Source organism: Emticicia sp. W12TSBA100-4, from assembly GCF_040253585.1.
GTDB lineage: Bacteria > Bacteroidota > Bacteroidia > Cytophagales > Spirosomataceae > Emticicia.
This window is the reverse complement of record NZ_JBELAU010000009.1, coordinates 1-17,704: the sequence shown is the minus strand read 5'-3', so window position 1 is coordinate 17,704 and position 17,704 is coordinate 1. Positions and strand designations below refer to the sequence as shown.

At 35.0% G+C, this 17,704-nt stretch carries 13 protein-coding genes and 1 tRNA gene; 9 read left to right on the top strand and 5 right to left on the bottom strand.

Translation table 11 applies throughout. The annotated features are described in order from the left end of the window. Positions 1–43: 43 nt before the first annotated feature. The 3 genes from ABR854_RS14015 (at position 44) to ABR854_RS14005 (ending at position 3,948) form a co-directional block, all read left to right on the top strand. On the top strand, positions 44–946 hold the full coding sequence (locus ABR854_RS14015; protein WP_350266039.1) for an NAD-dependent epimerase/dehydratase family protein: 903 nt from the start codon (positions 44–46) through the stop codon (positions 944–946). Next, positions 946–1,899, top strand: a complete 954-nt coding sequence (locus ABR854_RS14010) for an MraY family glycosyltransferase (RefSeq protein ID WP_350266038.1) — start codon at positions 946–948, stop codon at positions 1,897–1,899. Before ABR854_RS14015 ends, ABR854_RS14010 begins: the two co-directional genes overlap by 1 nt. 102 nt (positions 1,900–2,001) lie before the next feature. Next, entirely contained in the window at positions 2,002–3,948 is a 1,947-nt protein-coding gene (locus ABR854_RS14005; protein ID WP_350266037.1) for a polysaccharide biosynthesis protein, read from the top strand. On the opposite strand, the gene ABR854_RS14000 is transcribed toward ABR854_RS14005, so the two are convergent. The 3 genes from ABR854_RS14000 to ABR854_RS13990 all read right to left on the bottom strand — a co-directional run bounded on the left by ABR854_RS14000 (position 3,910) and on the right by ABR854_RS13990 (position 8,868). Next, positions 3,910–5,295, bottom strand: coding sequence for a capsule assembly Wzi family protein (locus tag ABR854_RS14000; protein ID WP_350266036.1), 1,386 nt, complete (start codon positions 5,293–5,295; stop codon positions 3,910–3,912). The genes ABR854_RS14005 and ABR854_RS14000 overlap by 39 nt on opposite strands. 148 nt (positions 5,296–5,443) lie before the next feature. Then, a complete protein-coding gene (locus tag ABR854_RS13995; RefSeq protein ID WP_350266035.1) occupies positions 5,444–6,868 on the bottom strand; it encodes a capsule assembly Wzi family protein in 1,425 nt (474 codons plus the stop codon). Between the two features lie 5 nt (positions 6,869–6,873). Continuing rightward, positions 6,874–8,868: a T9SS type B sorting domain-containing protein gene (locus ABR854_RS13990; RefSeq protein ID WP_350266034.1), complete on the bottom strand. Its 1,995-nt coding sequence runs from the start codon at positions 8,866–8,868 to the stop codon at positions 6,874–6,876. A 243-nt stretch (positions 8,869–9,111) separates the two neighbouring features. Between ABR854_RS13990 and ileS the strand changes: the two genes are divergently transcribed. Next, a complete protein-coding gene (ileS, locus tag ABR854_RS13985) occupies positions 9,112–12,540 on the top strand; it encodes an isoleucine--tRNA ligase (RefSeq protein ID WP_350266033.1) in 3,429 nt (1,142 codons plus the stop codon). A 153-nt stretch (positions 12,541–12,693) separates the two neighbouring features. Here ileS and ABR854_RS13980 read toward each other — a convergent pair. Then, positions 12,694–12,766 (bottom strand) — tRNA-Phe (locus ABR854_RS13980). A gap of 215 nt (positions 12,767–12,981) precedes the next feature. Here ABR854_RS13980 and ABR854_RS13975 point away from each other — a divergent pair. Further along, positions 12,982–14,325, top strand: a complete 1,344-nt coding sequence (locus tag ABR854_RS13975; RefSeq protein WP_350266032.1) for a 4Fe-4S dicluster domain-containing protein — start codon at positions 12,982–12,984, stop codon at positions 14,323–14,325. A gap of 258 nt (positions 14,326–14,583) precedes the next feature. Further along, entirely contained in the window at positions 14,584–14,748 is a 165-nt protein-coding gene (locus ABR854_RS13970) for a hypothetical protein (protein WP_350266031.1), read from the top strand. Here the strand turns inward: ABR854_RS13970 and trxA are convergent. Further along, complete coding sequence (gene trxA, locus ABR854_RS13965; RefSeq protein WP_350266030.1) at positions 14,745–15,044, bottom strand: thioredoxin; 300 nt, start codon at positions 15,042–15,044, stop codon at positions 14,745–14,747. The genes ABR854_RS13970 and trxA overlap by 4 nt on opposite strands. A gap of 107 nt (positions 15,045–15,151) precedes the next feature. Here trxA and ABR854_RS13960 point away from each other — a divergent pair, with 107 nt between their 5' ends. The 3 genes from ABR854_RS13960 (at position 15,152) to ABR854_RS13950 (ending at position 17,671) form a co-directional block, all read left to right on the top strand. Continuing rightward, positions 15,152–15,718 carry a glycoside hydrolase family 32 C-terminal domain-containing protein gene (locus ABR854_RS13960; protein WP_350266029.1) on the top strand — a complete coding sequence of 189 codons (567 nt, stop codon included), beginning with the start codon at positions 15,152–15,154 and terminating at the stop codon, positions 15,716–15,718. Between the two features lie 124 nt (positions 15,719–15,842). Then, positions 15,843–17,240, top strand: coding sequence for a Gfo/Idh/MocA family protein (locus tag ABR854_RS13955; protein WP_350266028.1), 1,398 nt, complete (start codon positions 15,843–15,845; stop codon positions 17,238–17,240). A 47-nt stretch (positions 17,241–17,287) separates the two neighbouring features. Next, positions 17,288–17,671 (top strand): hypothetical protein, encoded by a 384-nt coding sequence (locus ABR854_RS13950; protein WP_350266027.1) that lies wholly within the window; start codon positions 17,288–17,290, stop codon positions 17,669–17,671. Positions 17,672–17,704 lie beyond the last annotated feature (33 nt).

Below are 17,704 nucleotides of genomic sequence, written 5' to 3'. Positions count from 1 at the left end.
TATTTTAAATTTAGTTATTTCAATATCTAAAAATAACTTAAAAATGATTTTGCTTACAGGGTCTAATGGCTTTTTGGGGAGGGTAATCTATGAGCATTTTAAGTATACCCATTCAGTGATTACTTTGAGTCGAACTAATGCTGATATTGAAGTAGATTTATCACAACAAGTCCCAATATTAGGAGACGAATCATACGAAATGATTATTCATTGTGCAGGAAAAGCTCATCTTGTACCAAAGACAGAAGTAGAAAAACAATTATTTTATCTCGTAAATACTCAAGGAACCAAGAATTTATTAAGAGCTATCGACTTACAATCAATAAAGCCAAAATACTTTGTTTTAATTAGTACAGTAGCTGTGTATGGATTAGATGTTGGGATAGATTTGGATGAAAATAATCCGCTAAAAGCACAAGAACCCTATGGACACAGTAAAGTTTTGGTAGAACAAGAAGTTATAAAATGGGGAAAAAAAAACAATGTATGTATAAGTATTTTACGATTACCCTTAGTAGTAGGTGAAAACCCTCCTGGGAATTTAGGTTCAATGCAAAAAAGTATTCAGAAGGGCTATTATTTAAGTATTAAAAAGGGGGCTGTTCAAAAAAGTATGGTATTAGCCAAAGATGTTGCTTATGCAGTAGAGCAAGTGGCTATTGTTGGTGGTATTTATAATTTAACAGATAGGTACCATCCTACATTTCAAGAATTAGAAAAGGCTATTTCCATGCGTTTTAACAAACGGACACCTTTGAGAATACCATATTGGTTTGCCTATTTTATTGCATTGTTAGGTGATTTTATTAATATATTTATTGGCAAGAAGTTTCCTTTAGATTCTAATACTTTACGAAAAATAACAAATCCACTCACTTTTTCAGATTCGAAGGCTCAAAAGGCATTTGGTTGGGCACCTCGAAAAGTACTTGATTTTTATAAATAATGAGCTATCTTATATTAACAATCTTACTCTTCTTATTTGAGCTTTTGTACTTTTATCTGGCAAAAAAATATCAAATCACTGATATCCCAAATCAAAGAAGTTCACATGATGAAGCAACGATCAGGGGGGGAGGTATCATAATTTGGATAGCCTGCTTAATTTATTTTTTTTTCAACAAATTAAACTATCCTTATTTTATTACTGCCACTTCCTTATTGGCAGTAATTAGCTTTTGGGATGACATAAAAAATATCTCTAAAAGAGTGAGATTTATCACCCATTTGATAAGTCTTTGTATTATTTTATATGATGATCCATTTAATAGTCCTTTAATATATATCATTTTCATTATTATGGGTTTAGGAATTTTAAATGGTTTTAATTTTATGGATGGGATTAATGGGATTACAGTTATTTATAGTTTAGTTTGTGTAGCAAGTTTTTTTTATGTAGAGCAAGAGCTTTTTCATTTTGTTGATCCTGAGTTATTGCTCTCGGTATTCATTAGCTTATTGGTATTTGGTTTCTATAATTTTCGAACAAAAGCAAAAACCTTTGCAGGCGATGTTGGTAGTATTTGCATTGCTTTTGTTTTTATATTTTTGCAGTTACTTATTTTTCAACAAATACATAATGTTATATTCTTATTCTTTTTTGGGGTCTATGGCATTGACATCATATACACAATATTATTAAGATTATCTATGGGTGAGAATATATTTCAAGCACATCGATTACATTTATTTCAATTACTGAAAAATGAAATGGGGATTAATCCATTACTTATCTCCTTCTACTATGGAGTTATTCAGCTATTATTTAATATTGGTATATTTTTAATATGGGGAGAATCTCTATATTATCAAATATTGTATATAGGTATTAGTTTTTTTATCTTAGTTGCTTCATACATATCTATACGAAAATACATCAAATTCAGTCTAACCAAATAATAAATTTATTATAAGTATTTATCTAAAAAATTTGTTCGTTAGCTAATAGTAATTAATTTTACTCGTAAGTACTATTTTTAAAAATCCCATAAGCGAAAAAATATGTCTCAATTTTTACAAAGATATGCTGACAGGTTTGTATCAAAATGGCTTATTTTGGTTTTAGATATATTTATTTGTGGGGTTACATTTACTTTGGCTTCAGTATTACGATTTAATTTCGACCTTATCTATATTAACCCCAATTTGTTTAAATACCATCTGGCTTTTGTATTAGTTGTAAAGTTTGCTGCATTCATTTATTTAAAATCATATACTGGTATTGTACGTCATACATCCATTGAGGATGCTAAAATGTTATTTAAAGTCAATACCTTGGCCTCTGGCTCATTACTACTTTGTCATACTATCATTTGGGGGGGCAATGCTAATATGTTTCTTCATCTTCCTATTTCTATCTTATTAATTGATTACTTCATTTCTTCTTTTGCTCTCATTTTTAGTCGTTTATTAGTAAAAAGTATATATGAAAATATATTAGGTTCGTTTAAGACTAATGTAAATGTTGTTATTTATGGTGCTGGGTACTTGGGTTTGATGGTAAAAAATACTTTAGTTAAGGATAAAAAAAAGAAATATGATATACTTTGTTTTGTCGATGACAATCCTCAGAAAATAAACAAAACAATAGAAGGGATAAAAGTAATTTCAAAAAACGAAGCCATAGTTAACTATATTAAATCAGGCACTGGAGCAGGTATTGAAATTATTTTTGCCATCCAATCTATTTCTCCTGTAAGAAAAACCAAAATTGTTGAAGAGTTTTTATCTCATGACGTGACTATTAAGACTATTCCTCCAATAAGTCAGTGGATGGATGGTGAGCTAAATATTAATCAGATTCAACATATTAAAATCGAAGATTTATTGGAAAGAGAGTCTATTTCTATCAATAATAAATTAGTCAAACAATTTATTACAGGTAAAAAAGTTTTGGTGACCGGAGCTGCTGGTTCTATAGGCAGTGAATTAGTAAGGCAATTGGTTAAGTTTTTTCCAAGTAAGTTAATTCTCATTGACCAAGCAGAATCAGCACTATATGATTTAGAAACAGAATTAATACGGATGGATACAGGGGGGGGGGGGACTAATATTAGGGTAGAGGTATTAAATGTATCGAATGAAAAAATTATTGAAAAATTATTTAAGGAAGAGTTACCTCAAGTAGTTTTTCATGCTGCTGCGTATAAGCATGTTCCTCTGATGGAGAAAAATCCTTATAAAGCTGTTAAAGTTAATGTTTTTGGAACAAAAGCTGTTGCAAATCTTTCATCTAAATATGGGGTTGAGAAATTCGTGATGGTATCAACAGATAAAGCTGTTAATCCGACCAATGTCATGGGAGCAACTAAACGTTTAGCTGAAATGTATGTTCAAGGATTAAATAGGCACCATAGTAATAATACTCGATTCATTATTACCCGTTTCGGTAATGTGTTGGGTTCAAATGGTTCTGTTATTCCATTATTCAAAAAACAAATTGAATCTGGAGGACCAATTACCGTAACTCATCCCGATATTATTCGTTATTTTATGACTATACCTGAAGCCTGTCAATTAGTATTGGAAGCAGGTACGATGGGGAAAGGAGGCGAAGTATATGTGTTTGATATGGGAGAACCTGTTAAAATCGTTGATTTAGCAAAGAAAATGATTCAGTTATCTGGTTTAGTTATAGATAGAGATATTGAAATAAAGTTTACTGGACTTCGACCTGGTGAGAAATTATTTGAAGAGTTGTTACATAGTAATGAAAATACAATACCAACTTATCATAATAAAATAATGATTGCTAAAGTCATGGCGGAGGATTTTGATATATTGTCTAACTCTCTAAAACAATTGGATATGATATTATCTAAAATGGATAACATTGAAATTGTGTCAGAATTAAAAAGAATTATACCCGAATATATTAGCAACAATTCGGTATATGAGTATTTAGACGAATTACAGGAAAGTTCGTCTTACACCAAAATGCAGCCCTAAATTATTGCTATACAACTTTCCTTTATCAATTGACAAACTTGAAACCAATGTGTATTTGGGTAGTTGATAATTAACTTGCTGCATAAAAGAAAATTGCTTCGCAGAAAATGGTGTAACATAGATACCAAAATTGTTACTCCACATCAATTTAGTAGTAAAGCTAAGTTTTAAAATCTTTCCTGATAAAGAAATATTATAGGCATTTAATCTATTGTTAACAATGTATGAATTAGGTACTTCTGAAAGATCGTAACTACTGATAAGGGCGTTTTCTATTTGGTTTAAAGGTGTTATTAAAGGCGTTCCTATAATATTACTCTTGTATGCCCATCCATTAGTATAAATCCCATTGTTGAAATAATTGTCATTCCCTCTTAATTGAGGAATAACGTCATTCTGTTCTTCTAAATTCCCTCCTTGACTTGTAGTAATGAGATACTCAAAACAAATTTTAATTATTCCGTTTTGAATATTCTTCCTGACTAAAGAAAGCCCAAGCAAGCCATCACTTATATTATTTAAAAAAAACAATGAACCGTCTTCATAGATATTTTGACGATATATAAACAAATTAATACTGTTGAAGTTAATTTCTGTTGCAATATCAATAGTTCCTAAATGATTACCTGCTCTATTCCATGCTTCATTTATGGGTACTCCATCTAAGGCAAGTCCTCCTTTGGTAAGTAGACTAACCCCAGTAACTACATTTATATATGTTTTAAAATCATTACCATAATTAGTTACAATTTTTCCTGTTTGCTGTTCTATATAAGGATTTATTGGTTTGCCACCCCATTGTACTTGATGATTAAATCCACCATAAAATTTCATCTTCCAATTCGGTTTTCCAATTCGACCATATAACCATTTTTGATGTAGAAAATAGTTTTTTACATCACCCTGATGACCAAACCAACCATGAGCATATCCACCTTTTATCGACAGCACTCCATGTCCGATAATTGAAGTATAATTTGGTATAGATATTTGAGCCTTTGGAATAGGCAAAGCATTACCTGACCATATGTAGGACCCCGATGTTAAAGAGGAGTCTACTAAACCAAAGATTTCTCTCCTGCGACCGCCGTAAAATTCAAATGCTCCATAACGTAACTTTATATATGCTTCAGGTAAGAGTATCTGACTTGATTTACCTACATTAACAATAGAATTTAAGCCATAGCCATAACTAAACTTTTTAGGTTGATTTTGCTGATTTATTGTTGAATCATATTCCTTGTGTGCTGTCCCTCTCACAGTTAAAAACGGAGATTCTACAGGTACAATGCCATACTGATTGGAGCGTAACCAAAAAGGGGGTTGATTAGAGGTAGAAATATACATACCTGATTCTAACTGGTATTTGACTTTAGAAAAGAGGGCTTGTGAAAAACAAATACTACTACATAAACACAAAAAAAAGATAGAGAAGCGAAATATATAGAAATTCACGGAAAGTATTTTATTAAATGTTTATATTTGGTATGCGAACTTACAAATTTTTTCTGAAAATTACTGATAATCCAAGATTTTTCGAGTATAGTGTGCCTATATCGAATGTAACTTGGCTTAATAAAAACGCATTCTTTTTTAAAGAATAGTTAGTATTTATCTTTCCCAAAAACTGGTTTTTTGATATGTTTATCCCATAAATACCAAGATTAGAGCTGAAAGTACCACCAAAAAGGTAAGAAAACTTTTTTACGAGTGTACCATTCAGATAAAAAGAAAAGGCTTTTACCCTATTATTGTAAATACCTCTTTCATTTAGTAAAATAAAGGGTGTACCCATAATCAAACTATTGTAATCATAAGAAATATATTGACCGTGAGAAAAATAATTATCGTTTTCAACATAATTAGAAGCCTTGTATTTTCCAAAGCGATATAGACCTTGACTAACTGTGTAGAGGTACTCTATTAAAACATTTTTTACTATATAATTTTTTTTAAGATTTATACTTAAACCATAAAGTCCATCTTCAATATTGTTCAATGTATAAAGGGAACGTGCAAAATCATACGGTTGTTGCTTATATAATAATAACTTCATGCCATTTTTTTCAAATTCAAAGCCAATGTCAGCAGATCCCAAATGATTACCTATTGCTAAACCACTATCATAAGATGTTAGTTTATCTATATCTAATTTAATAAGTTTTTGCAAAAAAGGAATTAATACAAATTGATAACTATAGAGAGGATATGGAGCAAGTTTTCCATTTTTTGAATATAAAGGGTCAATGTTTTGCGTTACTCCTCCCCATTGTACTTGATGATTAAAGCCTGCGTAAAATTTAAACTTTGAATTATCTTGACCAATTCGCCCATACAACCATTTTTGGTGCAGATAGTAATTCTTTACATAACCTTGGTTTCCAAACCAACCATGGCTAATCCCAATTTTTACAAATATCGAACTTTTTCCAAGCTGTTTATAATTTGGTATTGAAATCTGAACTTTGGGTATAGGAAGTGCATTGCCCGACCAAATATATGAGCCTGAGGTTAAAGCGGTATCAACCAAGCCCATTATTTCTCGTCTTCTGCCACCATAAAACTCAAATGCTTCATAACGGATCTTTAAATACGCTTCTGGCAAAAGAACAGAACTTTGTTTACCAACATTTACGATACCCCAGAAACCATATCCATAACCAAACTTTTTTAGTTTTTTATTATCATTTTTGGTTGAATCATAATTTTTTTGGACAGAACCTCTAAAAGTCAAAATAGGAGAAAATATAGGTACAATCCCATATTGGTTTGAGCGAAGCCAAAAAGGTGTAACTCCTGCTGTAGAAAGATAGGTACCTGCTTCTAACTGATACTTTGTATTTAATAAAAGGCTCTGTGAAAATAGATTATTTACACAAAAAATAGATTGAAGAAATAGTGTAAGGAGTTTTCTAATCATATATTTTATCGTAACAGCAAAAATCTACCTGATTTGATTAATTCCTTTCCATCGTCAAGTTGTGCAATGATTTTGTAAGAATAGGTATCCGATGGAACTTTATTGCTTTGGAAAGTACCATCCCAAGATGTTGAAGGGTCGATAGAACTAAAAACTGGAGTTCCCCAACGATTATAAATCTGAAATTCAAAGTTTATTACTCGTCTTGTAGAACCTTTTATAGTCAAAATGTCATTCATATTGTCTCCATTTGGAGTAAAAGCATCTGGCAAAAATAGCTTAACCGCAATTGGAATAGTGTATGTGTTAGAAAAACTTTCAGTTCCATTAGCCGAAGTTGCCTTTATGCGATATTTGGCTTCTATTTCAAAATTATCTAAATTTGGTTTGTAAACTATCTCGCTTGCTTTTTTTGTGGCCTCAGGTGTCGGAATGTTTGTTTGCTCATTAAAACTTTGTATTTCAAACTGGCTAATGTTAGTTCCAAAAGGAGAAAGATTTGTCCATTCTAAATTCCCTCCAGATACATTGTCTAAAAAAATTGTACACAAGGCTGGCGATGCTGCAGATGTACTACCACATTCATCAATAAAAGCTACTTTGTAGCAGTATGATTTTATTGAAGCATCCGTACTTGCATCAATGTACTGTTTGTTGAGACTTCCTGAGTGAATCTTATCAAGGTTATTGTTCTCAAACTTATAATATATGTACTCTTTTCTTTGCAATGTCCAAGGGCTGTTATCTATAATATTTATTTCTACTTGATTGTTGTCTTTAACTGTAACAACAGATTCTGTAATGGCATCTGGACTTACATCTGTTCTATTAATACATACTTTGGGTGATAAACTGAAACTCTCATAAGTATGTCGACCATAGTCGATAGTTCCTTGTATTTTATTGACAACTTGGTAGCAATACACTTTACTACAGTCAACTTGGTCTATGTGTGGGTTGCCCAAGGAGGAGATAACTGTAGAAGTGCCTCCGACTTCTTCTTTCTTTACAGTGGTAGTTACACCTGTAACAATAGTCTGTACACCATAGATTTGAGTTATCCCCCCTGAAGCGTGACTCATCCATGATAATACATTATCTTTGTTTTGAGCTTTTGCATCTAATTTTGTTGTACAAACTTCTCCTGAACCCTCGTTACAGCCATAACTTCTATACACTTTAAAGCAAGACTGGACAGGGTCAACTAAGTTTACAGTAAAAGTGCCAGGTTTTACGACCATAAAAGCTTGTCCGTTTACATAATTACCCGAAGCACTTCTCTGATATAAGCTATAATTATCCAATGCTCCCGTTAAAGTTATTTTGGCGGATGTTCCATCTTCACTAAGTTCTATTGTTTTGATATTAGGGTAATCGTTACCACCATCCATTTTCACTTGTTTCGCAGTTGCTCTTGGACATGAAGATGGTGTATTATAAAATCCTTCAACTCTAATTAGACGTGTAGATAGGTAACTTGAGTATTTACGAGTTTTTATAATCGGTAATGTAGTACCAGCAGGGATATTTTCAACTGGTGTAGCGTCTCCCCAATCAATTTGATAATAATCAAAGTTATTAGCAGGGTCATTCCCAATAATTATTTGTAAGAAGTCATCATTACAAGCCGATGTAGTAAAAACAGGTTCAGTATTTGCTAAAACCCTTACAACATCACAATAATACATATCTCTACCATTCTTCTTTCCATATTGAAGAACTGTGTATTGCCCTGCCGCAAGAAAAGTATAATCAAGGTTAGTTTGTGAACTAATACTTGAAAGCTGAGAAGCTGGTTGACCAGTATAACCAAAAATATATCTTACTCCAGTTCCGCCAGAGTTATCTCTCAGCTTTACAGCTTGTCCAATACATACTGTTGAAGGACCATCGAAAGTAAAACTACCCTTTTCAACCCCTGTTGTAATATCGCAAACACCTTGTGCGAAAACAGTTGTGGAAAACAGAAGCAGAAAAACTATTTTGGAAAGGTTATTCATATATGGTTAGTAGGCCTATATTAACTGCAAATTTGCACATAAATAACGTATTCTCTCAATATTAATTCTGAAAAGCCTTTGTTTTTTATTTAATGGTAAAGTTTTCTTCCTTAAAAAACCAAACAAACAAATACAATTATTAACTATTGAGGCGATATTCTTTCAAAGGGTAAAAAATTTGTATCTTTGCACCTCAAAAATCAGAGCTGATGCCGAAATCAGTTCGTTTATGACTAATTCATCATGCAATACAAAGAATATAAATCAGTCAATTATGCCGCTATTGCCGACGAAGTTTTAGCTTTCTGGAAAGAAAACAAAATCTTTGAGCAATCGATTGAGGTACGTGAAGGTGCACCAACTTTTACATTTTTCGAGGGGCCACCATCAGCAAACGGTACGCCTGGAATTCACCACGTAATGGCTCGTTCGATTAAAGATATTTTTTGTCGCTACAAAACTCTTCGTGGTTTTCAAGTAAAACGTAAAGGTGGCTGGGATACGCACGGCCTACCTGTTGAGCTTCAAGTAGAAAAAGAACTCGGCATTACGAAAGAAGATATTGGTAAGAAAATAACGGTTGAAGAATATAACCAAAAATGTCGTGAAACAGTCATGCGTTTTACTGACCAATGGGACGATTTGACCGAAAAAATGGGCTATTGGGTTGACCTCGAAAATCCTTATATTACTTACAAAAACGAATATATTGAAAGTATTTGGCATTTATTGAAAGAATTCTACAACAAAGGATTACTTTATAAAGGTTATACAATTCAACCATATTCACCAGCGGCAGGAACGGGATTAAGTTCGCACGAACTAAATATGCCAGGCACATACAAAGACGTAAAAGATACATCTTTAACTGCCCAATTTAAGGTCATCGAAAATCATAAATCGGAGTTTTTGTTTAAAGCAAGTGATGGAGAAGTCTTCATACTTGCTTGGACAACAACACCGTGGACACTTCCTGCAAACTCAGCTTTGACGGTTGGAAAAAACATCAATTATGTTTTGGTGAAAACGTTCAATCCATACACATACTTACCTGTAAATGTAGTGTTGGCGAAGGATTTAGTTGGGAAATATTTTACAGAAAAAGCCAAAGATGGAGATTTTGAAGGTTTTGCAAACTCCGACAAGAAAATCATTCCTTGGACAATCATAACAGAGTGCAAAGGCTCAGATTTGGAAGGAATTGAGTACGAACAACTACTTCCTTACGTGCAGCCCGAAGCTCCTGCTTTCAGAGTAATTATCGGAGATTTCGTGACAACTGAAGATGGTACTGGTGTTGTACATACTTCACCAACTTTTGGTGCCGATGACTTTAGAGTGGCTCAGCAACACGGTATTCCGTCAATCATGGTGAAAGACGAAACAGGAAAAGATGTGCCTGTTGTTGACCGTAGAGGACGTTTCGTGAAAGAAATCACTGATTTTGCTTTAGAGTATGTAAAAGAAGCCTATTTGACCGACGACGAAAAAGAAGCGGAAAGAATCAAACAGGGTAGAGATAAATATCTTTCGGTTGATGAACGCATTGCGATTAAACTAAAAACTGAAAATAAAGCTTTCAACGTACAGCGTTACGAACACACATATCCGCATTGTTGGCGTACAGATAAGCCTGTGCTTTACTACCCACTTGATAGTTGGTTTATTCGCACAACGGCTATGAAAGATAAGTTGGTAGAATTAAACAAAACTATCAACTGGAAACCTGAAAGTACAGGAACTGGTCGTTTTGGCAACTGGCTCGAAAACTTAGTTGATTGGAATTTAAGTCGTAGCCGTTATTGGGGAACTCCACTACCAATTTGGCGTTCGGAAGATGGTGAAGAAGTGTGTATCGGCTCAGTTGAAGAGCTCGTAAATGGCATTAAACACGCCATAAAAGATGATGTGTTGAATGAAGAGCAACGTGCAAAAAATAATTCATTCCTTCAATCATTCGATGCAAATACATTTGACCTGCACCGCCCTTACGTTGATGAGATTTTCTTGGTTTCGGCAAGTGGAAAACTCATGCAGCGTGAAACTGACCTAATTGACGTTTGGTTCGATTCGGGAGCGATGCCTTTTGCACAATGGCATTATCCGTTTGAAAATAAAGAAATTTTCGACGCAAATTATCCTGCCGATTTTATCTCTGAAGGTGTTGACCAAACTCGTGGGTGGTTCTTCACACTTCATGCGATTTCTGGCATGTTGTATGATTCGATTGCCTTCAAAAACGTGGTTTCAACAGGCCTTGTTTTAGATAAAAATGGCAATAAAATGTCGAAACGTCTCGGAAATGCCATCGACCCATTCGATACTTTGGGTAAATATGGTGCTGACCCAACTCGTTGGTACATGATTACAAACGCTGAGCCTTGGGACAATCTTCGCTTTAATTTAGATGGAATCACAGAGGTGCGTAATAAATTCTTCGGAACACTTACCAACACTTATAATTTCTTTGCACTTTATGCAAATCTTGATAATTATAAGATGTCGGAAACTGATAGAGTGCCATATGCAAATCTTCCAGAAATGGACCGTTGGATTTTATCGAAATTATATACGCTTATCAAGGAAGTAGGCGAACAATTCGATGATTATAACCCAACGAAGGCTGGGCGTTTAGTGCAAGATTTTGTTTGTGACCAACTTTCTAACTGGTATGTGCGTTTGTGCCGTCGTCGTTTCTGGCAAGGCGAAATGACCGAAAACAAAAAGGCAGCTTACGAAACGCTTCAGCAATGTTTGGTAACAGTTGCCCAATTAATGTCGCCGATTGCTCCTTTCTACGGAGATTGGTTATACAAAAGCCTGACAGATTCTATTCGTGAAGAAGCAAAAGCCATTAATTCGCCACTTCGCCATGAATCAGTACACTTTACTGATTGGACTCCTTATCAAGAAAATTGGGTTGATAAAGATTTAGAAGCTTCGATGGATTTGGCTCAAACAATTTCGTCATTGGTTCACTCATTGCGTAAAACTCATAAAATCAAAGTGCGTCAGCCATTGCAACGTATCTTGATTCCAGTTTTATCAGAAAGCACTCGTGAGCAAATTCGCCATATAGAAGAAATCATCAAATCAGAAGTAAATATTAAGGCAATCGAATATCTTGATGATGATTCAGGAATCTTGAAAAAGAAAGTAAAACCAAACTTCAAAGCTCTCGGTCCTAAATATGGTAAGGATATGAAGTTAATTGCTGAAGGAATCAATCAATTAAGTGCTGAAGATTTGAAGGTTTTAGAAAAAGAAAAACAATTTACAATTCACAATTCACAATTCACAATTACTTTGGAGGATGTCGAAATCCAAACCGAAGACGTTCCAGGTTGGTTAGTAGCTTCTGACAAAGGTATAACTGTTGCTTTAGACATTAATATTTCGGATGAATTACGCCAAGAAGGTATCTCTCGTGATTTTGTGAATCGTATTCAAAATTATAGAAAAGATACAGGTTTTGATGTAACAGATAAAATTAGCATCAAACTCTTGAATAATAACGAAGCCTTGACTGCTGCTGTAGAGGCGAATAGTGAGTACATTAGTCAAGAAGTACAAGCACTTTCGTTGGAAGTATTATCTGAAAAACCAGCTAATGCCGTAGAAATCGAAATGGATGAGTTTATGCTCGTTGTTACAGTTGAAGTAGTAGCGTAAAGTTTGCACTAAGATACAATAAACAATAAATCCCTCATAGCTGAAATAGCGGTGAGGGATTTTTGTTTGTGACAATCTATAAAACCAAGTTTGACATAGTTTATAGAAAAAAAGTCTGACAATCATTTGATCATCAGACTTTCATTGTTTTTGTGGTGATGGACGGGATCGAACCGCCGACACAAGGATTTTCAGTCCTTTGCTCTACCAACTGAGCTACATCACCTTATCACCACCATTCCCTTGCTTCGTTGCCGTCGTTTGGGACTGCAAAAGTAGTAGAAAACTTTTTAAGAACAAATTTATTCCTCAAAAAAATAAATATTTTTTTTCATGCTTGACATGAACATCTTTTTTGCGATATTTGTAATGTTATGCAAGCATACTAATTTTAGGTGCATAACCTTCAGTATAGACGTTATACATCAACCAAATAAGACTATGCAAATCGTTTCACAAATTTTATTTGTAGCCGCTTTGGGTTTGGCTGCTTACTTTATTAGCCGCCGAGTAATGCTCATCAAAAACACCATTCAGTTGGGTAGGGCAGAAGACCGCTCTGATAATCCTTCCGAACGCCTCCGCACGATGCTCTTGATTGCCTTCGGACAGAAAAAGATGTTTACACGACCGTTAGTTGGCTTTATGCACTTCATTATTTATGCAGGCTTCATTATTATTAATATCGAAGTTCTTGAAATAATGATTGATGGTATTTTCGGCACACACCGAATTTTCGCCGAGCCACTTGGCGGACTTTATAGTTTTCTTATCAATTTCTTCGAGGTTCTTGCTTTTGGAGTTTTGGCAGTGTGTGTGGTTTTTCTAACCAGAAGAAATTTCACGAAAGTAGAACGCCTGCAAGAAACTCGCCACCGAGAGCTAAAAGGCTGGGCAACCAAAGATGCCAATATCATCTTAATTACTGAAATCTTATTGATGTGGGCTTTTTTGAGTATGAATGCCGTTGATACAATTTTACAAGAGCGTGCCGTTGAGCATTATGCCGAAGCCATTACGGGAGATTTCTGGATAAGTCAATTTCTGAAACCTTTGTTTATGAGTTTCTCCGAAGGAGCTTTGGTGGCCTACGAGCGAGCGGCTTGGTGGTTCCATATTTTGGGTATCATGGCCTTTGCTACTTACGTTACTTACTCTAAGCATTTACACATTTTCTTAGCCTTTCCGAATACTTATTTTTCAAACCTAAATCCGAAAGGTGAAATGGCAAATATGCCGACTGTTACGAAGGAAGTAAAAATCATGCTTGGCCTCGAAGAACCAGATACAAACCCTGCCGAGGTTGGTCGTTTTGGAGCAAAAGATGTAAAAGATTTATCGTGGAAGAATCTAATGGATGCGTACAGTTGTACCGAGTGTGGACGTTGTACTTCATCTTGTCCTGCGAATATGACGGGGAAGCAGCTTTCGCCACGTAAGATTATGATGGATACCCGTGACCGCCTTGAAGATATTCAAAAAGGTTGGTTAGCGACCGACCAAAAAGCTCCGATTACTGACTTTGAAGATGGAAAAAGCCTTTTAGGTGATTATATTTCGGAAGAAGAAATCTTGGCTTGTACGACCTGTAATGCATGCGTGCATGAGTGTCCGATTAACATTAGTCCGCTTGATATTATCGTACAATTACGTAGATATAAAGTAATGGAAGAGTCACAAGCACCTGCTTCTTGGAACGGAATGTTCTCAAATTTAGAAAATAATATGGCTCCGTGGAAATTTTCTCCGAGCGACCGCTTCAATTGGGTTGAAAACGTAAAGTAGAAATAGTACAACGAAATTGAAATTGAACGGTATATAATATTGAAAAAGTTTAAAAAAAACAGACTATCGATTGATAGTCTGTTTTTTTTATGTGTCAATTAAACATTTTATTTACTAATTCGTTTTGTACTTAAAGGATATTTTTTTTAACTTTACAGAGATTAGTACGAAGGAATTGGTATAATATTTGAAATGTCATACCTATATTATCCTAATAAGTATATTAAGCTCAAAAGTGCATCTTGCACCCAACCACCTATGAAACGATTTAATTCTTCAATGTTTATGCAATGGGTTGTATTTATACCCTTGTTATTGCCTTTAGCTATTGTAAGCGGAGCTTTCGATGGCATAAAAAAAGTATTTGAACAAGCCTCCGCCGATATTATTGAAAATGAGCCAGTAGCTCATATCGAAGCTTAAATATAATTTTCAACAGTTGTTTTCAATTGTGGCAAAGACAATACACCCGATTGTCTCCATTTTAGTTCGCTTTTCTTGAAAAGCATCAGTGTTGGCACACCCGTAACCCTGTATTTTGCAGCCAGTTTTGGGTTTTGGTCAACATCAATTTTTACTATTCTAACTTTTTCGCCCATTTCTTGTGCTAATTGCTGAAGTGTGGGTGTAAGTGCTTTGCATGGCCCGCACCAAGTAGCAAAGAAATCAATCAATATTGGTTGCTCAGCGGCTATTAATTCTTCAAATGTTCCTGTCATAATTTTTCTATCTTTTTCTATTTAACATTTAATAGTTTACAGGAGTTTCATACCTTCATTTATTCGGTGTAAATGTGTACTTTTGTTAGTATTCAAAATGACTTTGTATGCTTTGGAGAGTACTTATATTTTCTGTTTTATTTGGGCAGATAGGTTTCGGTCAGACAACAGTTTCTCCAAAAGAGAGACTAAAAACACTTTTGTCGAATCAGAATAATTGGAAAAGTGTGGTTTATATGGAAGGACTAAGCGTTGAGGGTGATAATGGCATGACTTGGCGAAATGAATCTGTTCCTTATGTAATTGAGATTGCTTTTGAATCTGACGGAGCAAGTGATTTAGGCGTGAAGGTTTTACTAAAGGCGAATACAAATCAAGAAGCAATTGTAGGATATAATTTTAGTAACGAACAACTTTATTTGAATAGCATTAATGCAGGAAAAACCAACGTTACTGATGCTTTGGGGTTATTTACTGCCCCATTAAAAGTGTTGAGAGGTCGATTGAAATTACATATATTTGTTTATAAAAATTTAATTGAGGTCTTTGCGAATGATGGCGAAGGGTTTCTCTCAAGTCAAGTTTTTCCCCAAGATAATAGCTTTGACTGGCAAATTTTTACCGTAGGAAAAGCAAATGTTGGGCAATTAGGAGTTTATGAAATAGGAAATTGAATCAAACAAAAAACACCTAAACTTTTACAGAAATCAATATAAAAAATCTTGTCAAACTTAGAATCGCCCAATCCTGTTATATCTTTGCAAACAGAATACGCTTCAAAACATTCAACCTTACAAAATGGAAAACATTTCACGCAGAAACCTACTCAAAACCTTTGGCTTAACCGCTGGTGGACTATCACTTTTTAATATTGATGCCCTCGCCGAAGATGTAAATGAACAAGACATTGAAATACCACACGATGAGCGATACGTTCCGCTCGAAAAACCAGTAACGGCTATTGTGTTGGGTGCAGGAAATCGTGGAAATGTTTATGGCCGTTTTGCGTTGGCTTTCCCGAATGAGTTGGACATGGTAGGTGTTGCCGAGCCAATAGAATTTCGTAATGATAAGTTTTCAAAGGCTCATAATATAGAAGAAAAAAATCGGTTTAAGACTTGGGAAGATGTTTTCAAAGTGCCAAAGTTTGCCGATGCTATCATAATTTCAACGCCCGACCGCCTGCATTATGGCCCAGCTATGAAAGCACTTGCAATGGGGTACAATGTATTGCTCGAAAAACCAATTTCGCCATCAATGCAAGAGTGTTTGGAGATTTTGGCAATAGCCAAAAAGACCAAAAGCATCATTGCGGTCTGTCATGTGCTGCGTTACACGCCGTATTTCAGAAAATTAAAAGAGATAACCGATAGCGGAAAATTTGGCAAATTAATAAGTTTAAATCACCTCGAAGGTGTTGAATATGTACACATGGCACACTCATACGTGCGTGGAAATTGGCATGTTGAGAAAGATACCAATCCGATTATTTTAGCAAAATCGTGCCACGACCTTGATATTTTGCGATGGATTATCGGCAAACCATGTGAGAGTATTTCGGCTCATGGCTCGCTCACTTGGTTTAAGCGTGAAAACGCTCCCGAAGGAAGCACCGACCGCTGTACGGATGGGTGTAAAGTAGAGGCAGAATGCCCATTTTCAGCTATTAGAATTTATCAAAAAGAAAAACAACGCATCAATGTTTTGGATGTAACGGATGATAAATCAAAACAAGATGCCGAAATTTACGAGAAATTGAAAACATCTCAGTACGGAAGATGTGTTTATAGAATGGATAACGACCAACCCGACCATTACACAACGTCGATGGAGTTTGAAGGTGGCACAACGGTGAGTTTCGCCATGGAGGCTTTCACTTCTTTTGAGCATCGCAAAACCCGTTTGATGTTTTCGCACGGAGAAGTTTGGGGCGATATGAATCAAATTCAAACCTACGATTTCCGAACAAAGGAAACAACTTCGTGGAAAGCGACCGAACAACCTGAATACAAAAATCAAGCATCAGGACACGGTGGCGGAGATTATGGTTTGGCTCGAAATTTCGTGCAAGCAGTTGCTCAAAACAAACCTGAGCTACTGACTTCAACGATTGAAGCCTCAATCGAAAGTCACGTAATGGGCTTCATGGCCGAAAAAAGCCGACTTGGTAAAAAAATGGTAGAAGTAAAAATATAAAAGCCCCACCCAATCCTCCCCAGTAGGGAGGGCTATTAATTTAAAAAATGCGTAAAATACTAATAATAACCCTTTTAGCTTTGGCTTCCTGCCAAAAGAAAAAAGCCGATTTAGGTACATTCGACCTACAAAGTTTCCGAACCGACCGTGGTGGTTGTGAAGGAAAACGGGAAAAATTGATTGAAGAATTGAAAACGCTTAAACCAAAAATTTTAGGTTTAACCGAAAATCAAGTAGTAGAAACCCTCGGACGATATGACTTCCAAATTCTGAGTCGTCGAAACGAAAAGGTCTTTGTTTTTTACTTGGAAAAAGGCCCTCATTGCGAAATTATTCAGAATCCAACGCAAGCTCGGTCAATGATTTTATATTTCAATGCTGCAAGTTTGGTAAAAGAAGTGTCGTTTCAGTTTGGTAGCCCAGTGGAATAGTAACACAATTTTCCAAAATTGTTTAGAGGTCTA

Coding starts and splice junctions, on each gene's coding strand:
- ABR854_RS14015 (WP_350266039.1), top strand. CDS start 44: ATGATTTTGCTTACAGGGTCTAATGGCTTTTTGGGGAGGGTAATCTAT.
- ABR854_RS14010 (WP_350266038.1), top strand. CDS start 946: ATGAGCTATCTTATATTAACAATCTTACTCTTCTTATTTGAGCTTTTG.
- ABR854_RS14005 (WP_350266037.1), top strand. CDS start 2,002: ATGTCTCAATTTTTACAAAGATATGCTGACAGGTTTGTATCAAAATGG.
- ABR854_RS14000 (WP_350266036.1), bottom strand. CDS start 5,295: ATGTATATTTCTACCTCTAATCAACCCCCTTTTTGGTTACGCTCCAAT.
- ABR854_RS13995 (WP_350266035.1), bottom strand. CDS start 6,868: ATGATTAGAAAACTCCTTACACTATTTCTTCAATCTATTTTTTGTGTA.
- ABR854_RS13990 (WP_350266034.1), bottom strand. CDS start 8,868: ATGAATAACCTTTCCAAAATAGTTTTTCTGCTTCTGTTTTCCACAACT.
- ileS (WP_350266033.1), top strand. CDS start 9,112: ATGCAATACAAAGAATATAAATCAGTCAATTATGCCGCTATTGCCGAC.
- ABR854_RS13975 (WP_350266032.1), top strand. CDS start 12,982: ATGCAAATCGTTTCACAAATTTTATTTGTAGCCGCTTTGGGTTTGGCT.
- ABR854_RS13970 (WP_350266031.1), top strand. CDS start 14,584: ATGAAACGATTTAATTCTTCAATGTTTATGCAATGGGTTGTATTTATA.
- trxA (WP_350266030.1), bottom strand. CDS start 15,044: ATGACAGGAACATTTGAAGAATTAATAGCCGCTGAGCAACCAATATTG.
- ABR854_RS13960 (WP_350266029.1), top strand. CDS start 15,152: ATGCTTTGGAGAGTACTTATATTTTCTGTTTTATTTGGGCAGATAGGT.
- ABR854_RS13955 (WP_350266028.1), top strand. CDS start 15,843: ATGGAAAACATTTCACGCAGAAACCTACTCAAAACCTTTGGCTTAACC.
- ABR854_RS13950 (WP_350266027.1), top strand. CDS start 17,288: ATGCGTAAAATACTAATAATAACCCTTTTAGCTTTGGCTTCCTGCCAA.